The sequence below is a fragment of the Xanthomarina sp. GH4-25 genome, assembly GCF_045363175.1.
Lineage (GTDB): Bacteria > Bacteroidota > Bacteroidia > Flavobacteriales > Flavobacteriaceae > Xanthomarina.
In genome coordinates this window covers 259,584-274,765 of the sequence record NZ_JBJFLO010000004.1, presented here as the reverse complement: position 1 = coordinate 274,765, position 15,182 = coordinate 259,584, and the positions used below count along the sequence as shown (strand labels likewise).

Annotated in this window: 7 protein-coding genes; 2 read left to right on the top strand and 5 right to left on the bottom strand. The window is 34.4% G+C overall.

All coding sequences use genetic code 11. From position 1 onward, the window contains the following. Nucleotides 1-18: 18 nt before the first annotated feature. The 5 genes from ACI5KZ_RS07525 to ACI5KZ_RS07505 all read right to left on the bottom strand — a co-directional run bounded on the left by ACI5KZ_RS07525 (nt 19) and on the right by ACI5KZ_RS07505 (nt 11,156). Entirely contained in the window at nt 19-5,931 is a 5,913-nt protein-coding gene (locus ACI5KZ_RS07525) for a gliding motility-associated C-terminal domain-containing protein (protein WP_406847343.1), read from the bottom strand. Nucleotides 5,932-6,167: 236 nt separating this feature from the next. After that, a complete protein-coding gene (locus ACI5KZ_RS07520) occupies nt 6,168-7,205 on the bottom strand; it encodes an aldo/keto reductase (protein WP_406847342.1) in 1,038 nt (345 codons plus the stop codon). Between the two features lie 32 nt (nt 7,206-7,237). Continuing rightward, nucleotides 7,238-9,403 (bottom strand): multiheme c-type cytochrome, encoded by a 2,166-nt coding sequence (locus ACI5KZ_RS07515; RefSeq protein WP_406847341.1) that lies wholly within the window; start codon nt 9,401-9,403, stop codon nt 7,238-7,240. Nucleotides 9,404-9,422: 19 nt separating this feature from the next. Beyond that, nucleotides 9,423-10,382 (bottom strand): OmpA family protein, encoded by a 960-nt coding sequence (locus tag ACI5KZ_RS07510; RefSeq protein WP_406847340.1) that lies wholly within the window; start codon nt 10,380-10,382, stop codon nt 9,423-9,425. A 12-nt stretch (nt 10,383-10,394) separates the two neighbouring features. Then, nucleotides 10,395-11,156, bottom strand: a complete 762-nt coding sequence (locus ACI5KZ_RS07505; RefSeq protein WP_109308358.1) for an exodeoxyribonuclease III — start codon at nt 11,154-11,156, stop codon at nt 10,395-10,397. 121 nt (nt 11,157-11,277) lie between these two features. Between ACI5KZ_RS07505 and ACI5KZ_RS07500 the strand changes: the two genes are divergently transcribed. Together ACI5KZ_RS07500 and ACI5KZ_RS07495 are read left to right on the top strand one after the other, a co-directional pair. Beyond that, entirely contained in the window at nt 11,278-14,712 is a 3,435-nt protein-coding gene (locus ACI5KZ_RS07500) for a hypothetical protein (protein ID WP_406847339.1), read from the top strand. Between the two features lie 57 nt (nt 14,713-14,769). Continuing rightward, nucleotides 14,770-15,159 carry a hypothetical protein gene (locus tag ACI5KZ_RS07495; RefSeq protein ID WP_406847338.1) on the top strand — a complete coding sequence of 130 codons (390 nt, stop codon included), beginning with the start codon at nt 14,770-14,772 and terminating at the stop codon, nt 15,157-15,159. The last annotated feature ends 23 nt before the right edge of the window (nt 15,160-15,182 follow it).

Below are 15,182 nucleotides of genomic sequence, written 5' to 3'. Positions count from 1 at the left end.
TAATTTGGTTGTGTTAGTTTACTTTTCTCTATTAATATATACCCAAGCAGATCTTACTTCGCTTCCTTGATATTTCATTACATAGAAATAAGTTCCAGTTGGAAGCTCATCTCCTTTATCAGAAACTCCTATAAATTCATTTGAATAATTATTTCGACTGTAAACCTTAATGCCATTTCTATTAAATACTTCCAGACTACTTACATTAAACCCACTTAAATCGAAAGAGTCGTTAAACCCATCTCCATTTGGAGTAATAACCTGAGGAATAACACAAGTTTCAGTTGTAGCTGCTTCAATGGTTGAAACAGGACATGGTCCAGAGGTAGTGTATTCTATGTAATAAGTAGAATTAGAAGATCCTCCAGTAACTTCACCAGTCTGAACATTAATAGTCACCATTTCATCTGGAATAGGATTAAAAGCAAATGTACCTCCAGTGTCACCAGTTATTTCAACAATAACACCTTCGCAGGTAGTTGAAACTATATTAAACGAGGCATCTTCTGGACTAGTTAATAATGTAACCATAACAGAACTCGTTTCTGGACAGGCTCCTGAGGTTGTATATTCAACAGTATAGGTTTCTTCAGAAACACCATTAGTAATTTCACCAGTTACTGGATCGATAATTGCTCCATCGGTTGGTACAGGATTAAAAGCAAATGTTCCACCCGTATCTCCAGTGATAGTTGCTGTTGCTCCATTACAAGTTGCAATCATACTAAATGTTGCATCTTCTGCCGTTAAAACTATAACTGTTTGCGTACTTGATGCTGGACAAGGTCCAGAGGTCGTATATTCTACTGTATAAGTTGTTCCAGAAACACCATTTGTAATTTCGCCTGTATCAGGGTCTATGGTAGCACCATCGGATGGCACAGGATTGAAAGCAAAAGTTCCTCCTGTATCTCCAGTTATTGTTGCAGTTCCACCATCGCAACCTGACGTCATAGTAAATGACGCATCATCTACACTAGGAATAGTAACAGTTTCTGTAGTCGTTGTAGGACAAGAACCAGTTGTTGTATATTCCACTGTATAAGTGGCTCCTGTAACACCATTAGTGATTTCACCAGTATTAGGATCAATTACTGCTCCATCTGTTGGAATCGGGTTGAAAACAAATGTTCCACCTGTAACTCCTGTTATGGTTGCAGTTGCTCCAGTACAATTTGCGCTTAAAGTAAACGAGGAATCGTCTTCTCCAACAATGGTTACGGTTTGTGTACTTGATTCGCTACAAGGACCAGAAGTCGTATATTCTACAGTATAGGTTGCACCAGCAACTCCATTTGTTATTTCTCCTGTTGTAGAATCAATAAGGGCACCATCTCCAGGTTCTGGGTTAAATGAGAATATACCACCAGTATCTCCAACGATGGTTGCTATAGCTCCATCACAATTTGCTGTTAAAGTAAATGTGGCATCTTCTAATGGAATTAACAAGGCTTCATTATGAATTGCAGGACATGACTCTGCCCCAACAGTATACACAATAATATAAGTTTCACCTTGAGTAGCATTTGTAACTTCTCCAGTAGTAATATCAATGGTTGCTCCATCAGTTGGAACTGGGTTAAAAGTAAACTCTCCACCAGTATCTCCTAAAATGTTAGCAGTTGCGCCATCACAAGATGGAACTAATTCAAAAGTTGCATCGAATGTTGAAAGATTGATGTATTCAACTTCAACATCATCAGTCACTGTTGCTGTACCACCTGTACATAAATCGTAAGTGACAGCAAAAGTATAAGTAGAAGTTCCGGATGGAGTTACTGTAACTGTGTCTTCATTACCTATAACATTACCGCCTTCATCTAACCACTCTAACGTGTAATTAGGTGTTCCAGAAGGTGAAAATCTCCAAGATTCTTCTTGTGTAACTGTCCATACTCCAGTATTTCTACCAGGAGGCGTTGTTGCTTGAGTATCATCGACATTTTGTAAACCAATTACAGCAAGGCCGTCATTCCAACCAGTACAAGTTGGCTTACTTAACACATGAATATCAATGTTGTTTGAGGATTCATGAAGGATAACCTGTGAAGTTGATGTATTCGAATTACATTGAGAACCAAAATGGCAAACTGCGTTATAATTAACAACAAATTGTCTATATGGTGCAGAACCAAGAATCACATAATCAATACTTCCACAAACAGATGGGTCAATATCGTGACCTACACCAAAAATATTAGCTTCTGTTATGGTAGTATTTGTTGCGTTAGGTAAAGTAGATGGTCCACCTCCGAAAGGTTGTAAATCCCATTCATTATATGTGTTTGCATTTTCAATTTCAAAACTAATAACACCATTAGAACCAATAATTACTTGATCGTAAACACCGCCATAGAAGCAGAATTCAAAACCTAGATCAAGAACTTCCGACCAAGTATCATCAACATTGATACTGGTTGGAGTAGCTCCATCAACTGGTGGTGATGGACAGGTGTCAATTCCATTAATTTCATAATTTGTAGTGTCTTGCCCGTACAAATGGAAGTTACCAGTTAAAACTGCGTCTGGTGTGTTACAGTCTACTGACGTATCATCACCAGCAAAAACTATGGAACAAGGGTTTGGTGGAGGAGGGCAAAAGAATGCTAAAGGATTGCTTTCTACAATACAGTTAGAATCGTTCTCGTTTGCAACAGTTATAACAATATTTGTAGTAGCTGGATAAGGTCCAAAAATTAAAATCCCTGCTTCTGTTGCTGTTTGAGGAGCACTACCTTGATTGTCTGTTAAAATTAAGGATGCCGCATCTCCCATATCTGAAATATCTACTTGAACTTCAAAAACTGGGTTGTTTGGATCTGTAATACAGTCGCCATTAACCACATCAAAACTTACAGTTTGTGGGATACAAGTTTGGCACCAGACATCGAAATCCCAAGGTGTGTATCCACTGCTTGCACAACTTCCACTACCATCAGATTCATATAAAAGTGTTAATGTATCTCCAGAGGTTGTATATGCAATCCCTGTTAGGTCTCCACCATTATTTCCATCGTAAAGTATAGTTCCATCTGAATCTAATATTCTAATATTATCATAAGGATCTTCAATTTCTCCTGCATTGAATAATATATTTAAAGGGAATCCTCCTGCACTTTGAAACGTATAAAGTTCAACATATGTGTTATCCCCATTTTCATAACAATAAACTGTATTGATAACTTCACCTGCAGCACAATCTACCAAGAAAGGTGTCTTGAAATCCTCAGGGCCTTCCCAATCACTTAAATCATCGGCAGCACAAATACCTCTTACATATACTTCGTATTCTGTTCCAGGCGTTAAGCCTTCGTATAAATAAGGGTTGTCTGTTGTTTGAATAATTTCGGGCTCTGTTCCATCTGGATAACCCGTTCCTAAAGGTTGCACAATCACTTCCCAAGTAGTTTCAGCTCCACCTGGAATCCAAGATACTTCCACTGAAGTTGGATTCACATCAACAATAGTTACATCGTCTGGTCTTGGACAAGTAGGAGGTGTACAGTTTACAATGCTAGTAAATAAAAGTGTTCCTTGAAGTGCTCCATTTCCATTAAGCATGGTGAAAATTTCATCATCAAACGCATCTGTTACAGAAATCATCACTTCGTTTGCGAAAGCCCCACCTTCATTCCAAAATAATTCAAAAGGAAGTCCATCGCAAAGTGGTACTTGAACATCCAATGGTCCTGCACCAGCTGTCAATTCTAATATTTGAACAGGAACCCCATTTTGAGATACAGTCATGGTATTACCATTCCAACTGTCTCCAAAACTATCTTCAAGGGTAAAGGTAAATAGACATTGATCTACAGCATCACAAATGGTTGTATCGAAAGCTAATGGGCCTTCCCAATCGCTTAAGTCATCTGCAGCACAGACAGCTCTTACATAAACCTCGTATTGTGTTGCTGGGTCTAAACCTCCATATATATAAGGATTATCCGTTGTTTGAATAATCTCTGGTTCCGTTCCATCTGGATAGCCATCTCCTAGAGGTTGTACTATAACTTCCCAAGTAGTAGCTGTTCCAGTTTCTGTCCAAGAGATTTCTACATCTGTCATGTTTATAGCACCAATTGTTACATCTGATGGTCTTGGGCAAGTTGGTGGTGTACAGTTGACCATGTCTGTAAACAGCAAGGTATTTTGAAGACCACCACTACCTGCTGGCAGTGTATAAATAACATCGTCAAATGGATTTGTAATTGAAATCATAACTTCATTAGCAAAAGATCCTCCTGCATTCCAGAATAATTCAAATGGAATTCCATCACAAAGTGGGATTTGAATTTCTAATGGCCCAGCACCTCCTGCCAATGTTATAATTTCTATTTCTAACCCATCTTGAGATATTGTCATGGTATTACCATTCCAACCATCACCAAAATCATCTTCAAGGGTAAATGTAAAGACACATTGATCTGCAGCATCACACTGATAAGGATTTACCTCAGTTTCAAACGTGTTTTCATTACAATTTACAGCTGAACCGTTATCGTTATATGGCGTAATAGTTACATAAATTGTAGACTCATATGGTAAAATATTTGCTGGCGTATAATTAAGAGCATTACCAACATCTACGTTATCGGCAATATCTGTTCCTCCAGATGTAGTGCCTATTGAAATAACATATCCTGTCACTAAAACAGACGCTGGTGTCCAAATAATTTGTGTGGCTACATCTACATTTGTGGCTCCGTTTAATGGTGTTGCTAAATTGGCATTACAATTTGGAAGCGCAGTTTCATCTACACAAGAGACATCGAAATCTAAAGGCTCATAACCAGCTTGACAACTACCAGAAAAATCACTATCCATTTCAATATACATAAAACCACTTGGTGCGATTTGAGAAAAACCGGTCATATCGCCGCCATTATTTCCACTATATAGAAGTGTTCCAGTATTATCAGTTCCGTCGTAAATATTAATATCATCACAACAAGATTCTAATTCTCCAGCATTAAAAAACACGATTAAAGGTGCTCCTGTCGAACTTTGAAAGTTCCAGCCCATGGTATCGTTATCTACATAACAATAGGTTGTATTTACTGGCACACCAGAAACACAATCTACAGGTTGATTAGGATCAGCTCCAGTTGTAAATATCTGTTCTTGACAATTTACAGCTGGACCATTATCGTTAAAAGGTATAATATTTACATAATATGTTGTAGAATACTCCAAGTCAGGTAAATCGTAAGTTGTAGATAAACCAACACCTAAATTGTCTATTAATTCTGTTCCTCCAGAAGTTGTCCCAACAGAAAGGGTATAACCTGTAGGTAAACCTGTAGCTGCTTGCCAACTTAAATTAGCTGTAATTGCGACTCCTGTTTGTCCATTAGTAGGTGAAATTAAGTTCACACATGATGGAGGGTCAACAACTACTTGTGTCGCAGTTACATTGTCTATATAGAAATAATAATTTCCTGAGAAATAAACATTTTCAAATCTTAATTTAAAATCCGTACCAGTTGGGATACTTGCAGCTGGCAACACAAAACTAATGTTAGCACACGTACTGAGAGGCTGGTGATTGGCATCATTTATGGTACCCATTGTAGTCCAAGTAGTTCCATTATTTGTAGAGTACTGAACCAAAAATTCCCCCCAACCAGGAGGGGTTGGGTCTACTGCTGGTGCCCAGTCAACAATTTTATAATCGAAAGCAACTGTCAAATCAGTTCCATTAGATTCTCCAACAATATTTGGTGAAATTAAATCGGAAGATAAGTTTGTGTCACTTAAATTGGCTCTTAGTGAAACCACACCACATGGATTAAATACAGTTCCGGAATATCCAGCACCTGTCCATCCTGGAGGCAAGGTTAAACCTGCGTCGAAATTTTCTACTAATCCAATTTGGGAAAATCCAAAAAACGAAATAAGCCCAAAGAGAAGAGAAAGTGTAATTTTTTTCATTTTATAAAAAATAGGTTAGTTATTTTAATCAAGCTGCTATTAATCAGTAACTTGTATTTTCTTTCTTTTGAAAAGATTTACCGAAAATAAATCGATGTAAAAAATTCCAAAAACCTAAATTATAAAAAATCTCTTTTAACATTCACTTAACGTTTACTTAATAGACAAACTACTCTTTTCTTCGTTGAATTGAGAGGATTTAATGTGTTCCGTTAAATTAATGTTAGTTTAAAAAATTATGGTGCAGGATTAGGCCACTTTGTATGCACTTTATTTATAGAATCTAAAAGTTCTTGATTTAATGATAGGTAAATACTATCAATATTTTCGTTGAGTTGCTCAAGAGTTGTAGCTCCAATAATATTACTAGTAATAAATGGTTGTTGTGTTACAAAAGCTAGAGACATTTGAGCTAAAGACAAATTGTTTTCTTCAGCTATTTTTAAATATTGTTTGGCCGCTTCGGTAGATTGTTCTGAACTATAACGAGCAAATCGTGGAAAGAGCTTTAATCTAGAATTATCACTTGCAATTCCTTTTATATATTTTCCTGATAAAACACCAAATGCCATTGGGGAATAGGCTAACAACCCAACGTTCTCTCTTAATGCAATTTCGGCCATATCACCTTCAAAAACTCGATTTATTAAAGAATAAGCATTTTGAATGGTAATTATTCGAGGTAAATTATTTGTTTTTGATTCTTCAAGATATCTCATAGTTCCCCAAGCTTTTTCGTTTGAGATACCAATATGACGAATTTTTCCTTCTTTAATAATCTCATCAAAAGTGTGAAGAATTTCATTGAAATTGTCTTCCCATACATCTTCCGAATGATGTGTATAATCTCTAATACCGAATGTGTTTGTCTGTCTTTCTGGCCAATGGAGTTGATATAAATCGATATAATCTGTTTGGAGTCTTTTTAAACTATTATTCACGGCATCTTTTAATGCTTCTGGACAAAACCCATTCGTTCTAATATGTGCTGTGTAGTCTCCTGGTCCAGCAATTTTTGTTGCTAAAACCACCTCGTCTCTTTTACCAGTATTTTGAAACCAATTACCAATTATCTGTTCTGTTTTAGAATAGGTTTCAGCAGTTGCAGGTACTGGATATAATTCAGCACAATCAAAAAAATTAATTCCTTTTTCTGTGGCTAAGTCCATTTGAGCGAACCCTTCTTCTTGAGTATTTTGATTTCCCCATGTCATGGTTCCTAAACAAAGCTTACTTACTTTAATATCTGTATTTGGTAATGTGGTATATATCATTTTAATTATTTCAATTGAAAAAAATTATAAAATTATTGATTCGAATTCAACTCTTGTATAATACTTTGTGCTTCATTCATTTTTCCTTGCCCTTGATAAATCAAGGCTAATAAGTATTTAAAATCCTGGTTTGTTTTTTCTAATTTTAATGCTTTTTTAATTGTTTTTTCACCTTCTATATAGTTTTTACTCTGGTAATAATAAGTCGCTAAATTATACATGGACCTTGTGTCTAACGGATCCAATTGTATGGCATGAATTAAGTCTTTAACAGCTAGCTCTGGTTGTTGCATTTCAAAATACAATAAAGCTCTTAAATAATAAGATCTAGCTAATTCCGGACTTTTATTAATTAATACATTTAAAATATTTAAGGCTTGGCTTGGTTGTCCATCTATGCTATAGCAACTAGCTAAATTAGAATATGCAGGAAGCATTAAACTGTCTTTTTTTATGGCAACATGATAATGTTTGATAGCCTTTTTTATATTGTTAGTTTGAAAGTAATAATCTCCTAATTGTAGACGTCCATTTGAAAAATCGGCATTACTATAAAGCATTTCTTCCAGTTCGGTTCTAGATTTTGTTAAACCACTTATATCTGCATTTTTTAAGGAATTAAAATCTAAATCCAATAACAATTGTGCTGCGCCAATTCGGACTAGTTTTGTGGTATCATTGGTGTGTTTTAATGCAATGCTTGTTCTATCTTCTAAACTCAAACCTCTAAATTTCTGTAAAGCAGCAAAGCGTACCATTGGAGAAGCATCTTCTAAACCTTTAATTAGTGCTTGGTATTGATTTGTTTCGGTTATTTGCAAATTATCAATAACTGATGCTCTTGCAATAGCAGGAAAATTTAAATCGTTAATAAATTTATCTAATGCAGCACGTTCATCCGTTGTTATATGATTTCTACTACTCAATAATAAAGCATCGGAAAAGTGCGCTTGTCTCTTTGAGCCATACCATTCAACCACCTTATTAGCAGCCCATTTATTCGTTTTATCAGCATGACAGGTATTACATGCATTCGGAGTTCCATACTCAACACTTTGATCTGGTCTAGGCACTCTAAAACTATGGTCTCTTCTATAGTCAACTCCCATATATGTAACGCCAGTCATGTGGCAATTGATGCACTGAGCTCCTTCTGTATTTTGGGAATGAAAATGATGGGATGGCTCATTATATCTTGGTTCATGACACTGCATACACAAGTTGTTACCTACTTTTTTTAGTTTAAGTGTATGTGGATCATGACAATCTGTACAAGTCACATTATTATGATACATTTTACTTTGTAAAAAAGAACCATACACATAATCTTCGGCTTCTATTTGACCATCTCCATGGTAAAATTCTTGAGATAAATTTTGAAGGAGGTATTGATCTTCAAAGTGCGTTCCAGGTTCGTAATTTTGAGTTAGTTTTGCTCTTCTGGAATGACAAGATGCACACATATTCATTTGTTCAAATTGCGATTTACCAGCTAAAATATAGGTGTTAATATGAAGTGAATCCTGTGGGCTTTTTGCCCAATTTATATGTTTCTCTGCTGGACCATGACAACTCTCACAACTAACATTTATAGATGAATATGTGGTATTAAACCTATCTTCATCAACAATATAATTTTTTTGAAGATTGGTGGAATGACATTCGGCACACATGGTATTCCAGTTTTGAGAACTCTCTGTCCAGTGCATCCAATCGTGAGGACTTACTTCATCTCCAGAATATTGATGATACCACTTATTATCTATAGCATCCCAAGTAACTCTTAGCGCTTGTTTTTTACCATTATCAAAATCTATCAGGTATTGCTGCAAAGGAGTTACTCCAAATGTATAAGTTATCTTATAAGTGTTTTTAGAACCATCAATTTCAGTAATATGAACGATAAAATCTGAGTCGTTTTTGGTAAAGAAATAAGTAACACCATCTAGTGTTATATTCACATCATTAAAATCTCCTAAAACAGTTTTTTCGTTTGCAACTTGCATGGCCAAGTCGTGGTCTGAACCCTTCCAAGATTCTACAGCATCTTTATGACAAGCAATACATTGCTCATCGCCAACATAACCGTCTTTGTGGATCGATTTTATTTGATCTATTTCAACATACGAATCCTTTTTTGAATTGTTTGAACAGGAAACAAAAACTAAAATAAGTACGATCCAAAAAAGGTTTTTCATTTAATAAAAAAGTGATTTGTTATTCTTTGTTTAGCAATTTAGTAATTTCATCTAACTTAGGAGTTAAAATAACTTCTATACGTCTGTTTTTTGCTTTGCCTTCAGCTGTGTCGTTAGTCGCTATTGGAGCATATTCTCCTCTTCCTGCTGCTGTTAAACTTTCTGGATTGATGCTGGCATTTTCTCTAAGAATCTCTACTATTGCAGTTGCTCGTTTGGTAGATAAGTCCCAGTTTCCTGATAGTGTTCCATTTCCAGAATATGGTACATTATCTGTATGTCCTTCTATAAGTACATTAATTTCAGGATTATCTGCAAGCACACTTCCTAATTGCTTAACTGCTTTTTTTCCTTCAACGCCAACTGCCCAGCTACCAGATTGGAATAACAATTTGTTTTCCATTGACACATACACTTTGCCATCTCTTTGTTCTACAGTTAGCCCTTTACCTTCAAAATCTACTAAAGCTCTTGAAATCGCGTTTTTTAATTCGGTCATGGCAGCGTCTTTAGCTGCAATCATGCTTTCTAATTCAGCTACACGATTAGAACGTGCTTCTAATTCTTTTTTCAGGGCTTCCAATCTAGCATTTTCAGTTTCTAAGGCTTGTTCTTTTACTTCTAATTGTGCTAACAATTCTTTATTTTTCTGAACATTTTCTGCAATAGCAGAGGAGCTGTTTTTTTCTAAAGCATTATATGAAGCTTTTAAATTATCTAAGTTCGCTTTTGTGGCATTGTAATCTCCTTGTAGTTTATCTCGTTCAGCCAAAGCTTCATTATAAGCATCACGTAATTGACTTAACTCATTTTCTGTTGTATTTTTTGAATTCAACAAGCTTTCATTATCTTCTTTTAATTGCTTATTTTCATTTTTTAACACACTGTATTTACTCTCTAAGTCTTTATAAACTTTAGGTGAAACACATGACGATAATAAGACTCCAAAGGTTAAGGTAAATAAAACGTACTTTTTCATTTTTATAAATTTTTATTTTTCAATTTCAATTAATATTGGGCAATGATCGCTATGAACGGCATCTGAAAGTATAACGGCTCTTTTTATTTTTTCTTGCAAAGGTTTAGAAACCATAGCGTAATCTAATCTCCAGCCTTTATTATTTGCTCTTGAATTAGCTCGATAACTCCACCAGCTATATTCTTGTTTTTCAGGATGTAAATACCGGAAAGAGTCTGTTAGTCCACTATCAATAAATCTTCCAAGCCATTCCCTTTCTTCTGGTAAAAAACCTGAAACACCCTTCATTTTTGGATTATGAATATCGATTTCTTCATGACAAATATTAAAATCGCCACAAATAATCAGATTAGGAATTTGAACTCTCAACTTATTAATATAGTCTTGAAACATATCCATATAATCGAACTTATGTTGTAAACGAGCATCATTAGTTCCTGAAGGCAAATACAAACTCATAACTGAAACATTGTCGAAATCTGCTCGAATATTTCTTCCTTCAAAGTCCATAGATGGTATTCCTGTACCAAATTCTACATGATTGGGTTTTGTTTTGCTTAAAATAGCAACCCCACTATAACCTTTTTTTTGAGCACTAAACCAATAATGATATTTGTAACCAGCTTCCTCAAACAAATTTAAATCCAACTGTTCTTCCATAGCTTTTATCTCCTGTAAACAAATTACATCTGGATTGGCTGCTTCTAACCAAGTTAGAAACCCTTTGTTTAATGCTGCACGAATGCCATTAACGTTATAAGAAATGATTTTCATATTAATAATGTAAGAATTTCAGCTAAAATAAATAATGCTTTACATTTACACTATTAATTTAAAACCGATTTAACAAAAGCTATCAACAAAATATTTTTATTGATATGTAGTTTAGTACTTCATGAAGTTAATATTCCTTTTAATAACACTTCTCTTTGGTGCTTGTGCTTTTGCACAAGATCACAATTCTAATTACAGAACAAAAACAGTTGCTGTAAGTGATACTATTGTTATTGATAGTGTGAGTATTAATTCAAACTTTTTTACCCTTAAAAAAAAAGATAGTTCTTTTGTTGATACGTCTTTTTACGATATTGATTTTGAAAATGCCCTACTAATTATTAATAAACCTATAAAGGCAGATTCTCTAATTGTGAATTATTTAAAATATCCGGAATATTTAACTAAAACCTATAGACAAATAAGCGATAGTATAATTGTTGAGAATACAGGGAATCTTGCAAAACTGTACAAACTCTCACAACCAAGCGAAAAACAAACCTTCACACCTTTTGATGGACTAACAACCTCTGGTAGTATTTCTAGAGGTGTTGTTATTGGAAACAACCAAAATTCGGTTTTAAATAGTGAGTTAGACTTACAAATTACTGGAAAGTTAAGTGAAAAAATATCTTTAAGAGCTTCCATTCAAGATGCCAATGTGCCTTTACAGGAAAGTGGATATTCGCAACGATTAGATGAATTCGATCAAGTTTTTGTTGAGCTTTTTAGCGACAATTGGAAAATTAGAGCAGGAGACATTGATTTAACAAACCCGTATTCTTATTTTGGAAATTTTTCAAAACGTGTTCAAGGTCTATCACTTGGCGCTACTTTACATCATCCAGAATCGCAAACCAACCTATTTGCTTCTGGTGCTTTAGTTAGAGGGCAATTTACAACCAGTCAGTTTTCAGCTCAGGAAGGAAATCAAGGGCCTTATAAATTAAAAGGTCCAAACGATGAATTATATGTTTTAATTGTTTCTGGAAGTGAAACAGTTTATGTAAATGGTGTCGCATTAGAACGTGGCGAATACAACGATTATATTATAGATTACAATGCAGGCGAAATTATTTTTAATTCTACTTTTCCTGTTACTTCTGAAATGAGAGTCACAGTAGACTATCAATATAGTGATCGAAATTATTCCAGACTATTAGTCTTTGGTGGTGGAAGATATGAAAGCGAAAACTTAAACCTTGGCGTTTCTATTTACAGTGAAACCGACTCAAAAAACAACCCCTTACAACAAAACTTATCAGCAGAACAAGTTGATATTCTAGCTGAAGCCGGAGACGATAGAACTAAAATGGTTGCTCCTTCGATAACTCCAGAAGCCTATAATGAAAATAGAATCCTCTATAAAAAAGAATTAATTGGTGGTGTTGAAGCACTTGTGTTCTCAAATAATCCCGAAGATGACTTATTTAGTGCCCGTTTTACACTAGTTGGCGACAATCTTGGAAATTATATAATAAGTAGCAATGATGCTATTAGTACCATTTTCGAATATATTGAACCCGTTGCAGGTGTTCCTCAAGGAAATTACGAGCCCATCATCCAATTGGTCGCTCCTACAAAGTTACAAATGGCAATTATTAATGGAGATTATAAACCTTCTGATAAAACAAATATCGCTTTTGAAGTGGCAGGAAGTAAAAACGATTTGAATTTATTTTCAAATATAGACGATAACAATAATGATGGTTTTGCTGGAAAACTTAAAGTAAATCAAGCCATAATTAAAAGAGATAGTTTATGGAATTTAGATGCTTTTGCTGATATCGATTATATTCAAGAAGATTTTAGATCTGTTCAGCGTATTTATAATGCCGAATTCAATAGAGATTGGAACCTGGGAAGAACAACAAGCCCTACAACGGCAACTAGTTTGGGCACTCAAACTTTTATTAAAACTGGAGCTCAAGCTTTCCACAATCAAAAAGGCATAGCTAGTTACCAGTTTGAGTACTTAAACTATTCTAAAAATTTCAATGGCAACAGACATATTGTTTCTGCAAATCTCCTATTAAATAATTGGCAAATAGTCTCACTTTCAAGTTTATTAAACACCTCTTCAACAACCAATAATTCAACATTTTTTAGAACTTTTAACATGCTAACATATAGCTTTAATCGTGCTTGGGCAGGAACCAAGTTGGCTATGGAAGATAATCAGGATAAAGACAGAGACACAGAAGCTTTTTTACCAAATAGCCAGAAATACAAATCGTATGAAGTATTTACAGGAATTGGTGACAGCACCAAAGTGTTTGCCGAAATTGGTTATAAATTTCGTGTAAACGATAGTATTAGAAATACCCAATTACAAAAAGTAAACACCTCGAACACCTATTATTTAGATTCAAGAATTATCCAGAATGAACGTACAAATTTATCGTTTTATGCCAATTATAGAGTTTTAAATAACACTGATGAAACCCAGGAAGACGAAAGATCTCTAAATTCAAGAATTCAATATAGTCAACGTTTTATTAAACAGTTTTTCTTATGGAATACCGTTTACGAAACAAATTCTGGAACCTTACCACAGCAAGAATTTACTTTTGTTGAAGTAGAACCTGGACAAGGTAATTATACTTGGATCGATTATAATGAAAATGGTATTCAGGAACTAGAAGAATTTGAAATTGCCCAATTTCAAGACCAAGGAAAGTTTATTCGTGTTTTGTTACCAAACCAAATATTTATTAAAACACATCAAAACAGGCTAAGTCAAACATTAACCATCAACCCTCAACAATGGTCTAGTGAAGTAAGTGGTTTAAAAAAGGGATTGTCTCATTTTTACAATCAAACGTCTTATATTGTTGATAGAAAAAACAAACGCGAAGGTAATAGCATCAATTTAAACCCGTTTAAAAGTAATCCAGATACTGAATTAGGACTACAGCTTAATTTTAGAAATGTCTTGTTTTTTAATCGTGGTAAACAACACTATACCACTTCTTACACCTTCTTAAAAAGCGACACAAGAAACATTTTAACCGTTGGCTATATTGAAAATTCTTTGATAAGCCACATGCTACATTTCAATCACAAATTTGCAATAAACTGGTTGATAAATTTTCAAACAAGCTTAAACAATACAGAAAGTGTCAGTGAAAATTTTTCTAGTAAAAATTATAATATAGATGCAGTAAACATCAACCCAAAACTGTCTTATTTATTAAATGATTTTACACGATTCGACATATTCTATCAATACACAAATAAAGAAAATTCTATTGGTGGTTTTGAGACTTTAAAACAACAAAATTATGGTGCTTCATTTTCGTTTACAAATTTTCAAAAAATGTCAATTATAGGAGAGTTTAACTATTTTTCAAACAACTTTAATGGAAACTCAAATTCGCCTGTTGCCTACCAAATGATGGAAGGCTTACAACCCGGAAAAAATTACACTTGGAGCCTGTTGGCACAGAAGAAAATTACATCTTTTCTAGATTTAAACCTTAACTATCTTGGAAGAAAAAGCGAAACCAGCAAAGTTATTCATACTGGTAGCATTCAATTAAAAGCATACTTTTAGTACATGTAACTTATGTTACGCTTTAAGCCGTATTTTTTTCGTAGTTTTGTAATACAAATGAACAAGCTAATAGCCATATCTTATTCTTTTTTGATACTTTTTCAAAGTTTCAACCTTAGTTTTGAAGATTTTTCAAAGCTAAGTACTCTTTTAGAACATGCCCAATATCATCAAGAAAATTATGGAGATTCGTTTGTAGATTTTATTTCAGAACATTATGGCGATGCCAAGTTTCAGCATGAGAATAATCATGAAGAACATGAAGATTTACCCTTCAAACATCATCATCAAACATGTGTTCATGCTAATGCAGCTTTTACGCTTCCTACATCAAATTTTACATTGGAATATCAACCTTTTATTGCAATTCCATGCAACTTCTTTTATAAAGAATCTATTTCTTTATTCGAAAAATCTTCAATTTTTCAGCCTCCAAAATTCGCATAATTCACTCGTAATTTAAATCATTT

Excerpts from the sequence above, each read along its gene's own strand:
- ACI5KZ_RS07505 (WP_109308358.1), bottom strand. The coding sequence starts at position 11,156 with ATGAAAATCATTTCTTATAACGTTAATGGCATTCGTGCAGCATTAAAC.
- ACI5KZ_RS07500 (WP_406847339.1), top strand. The coding sequence starts at position 11,278 with ATGAAGTTAATATTCCTTTTAATAACACTTCTCTTTGGTGCTTGTGCT.
- ACI5KZ_RS07510 (WP_406847340.1), bottom strand. The coding sequence starts at position 10,382 with ATGAAAAAGTACGTTTTATTTACCTTAACCTTTGGAGTCTTATTATCG.
- ACI5KZ_RS07520 (WP_406847342.1), bottom strand. The coding sequence starts at position 7,205 with ATGATATATACCACATTACCAAATACAGATATTAAAGTAAGTAAGCTT.
- ACI5KZ_RS07525 (WP_406847343.1), bottom strand. The coding sequence starts at position 5,931 with ATGAAAAAAATTACACTTTCTCTTCTCTTTGGGCTTATTTCGTTTTTT.
- ACI5KZ_RS07495 (WP_406847338.1), top strand. The coding sequence starts at position 14,770 with ATGAACAAGCTAATAGCCATATCTTATTCTTTTTTGATACTTTTTCAA.
- ACI5KZ_RS07515 (WP_406847341.1), bottom strand. The coding sequence starts at position 9,403 with ATGAAAAACCTTTTTTGGATCGTACTTATTTTAGTTTTTGTTTCCTGT.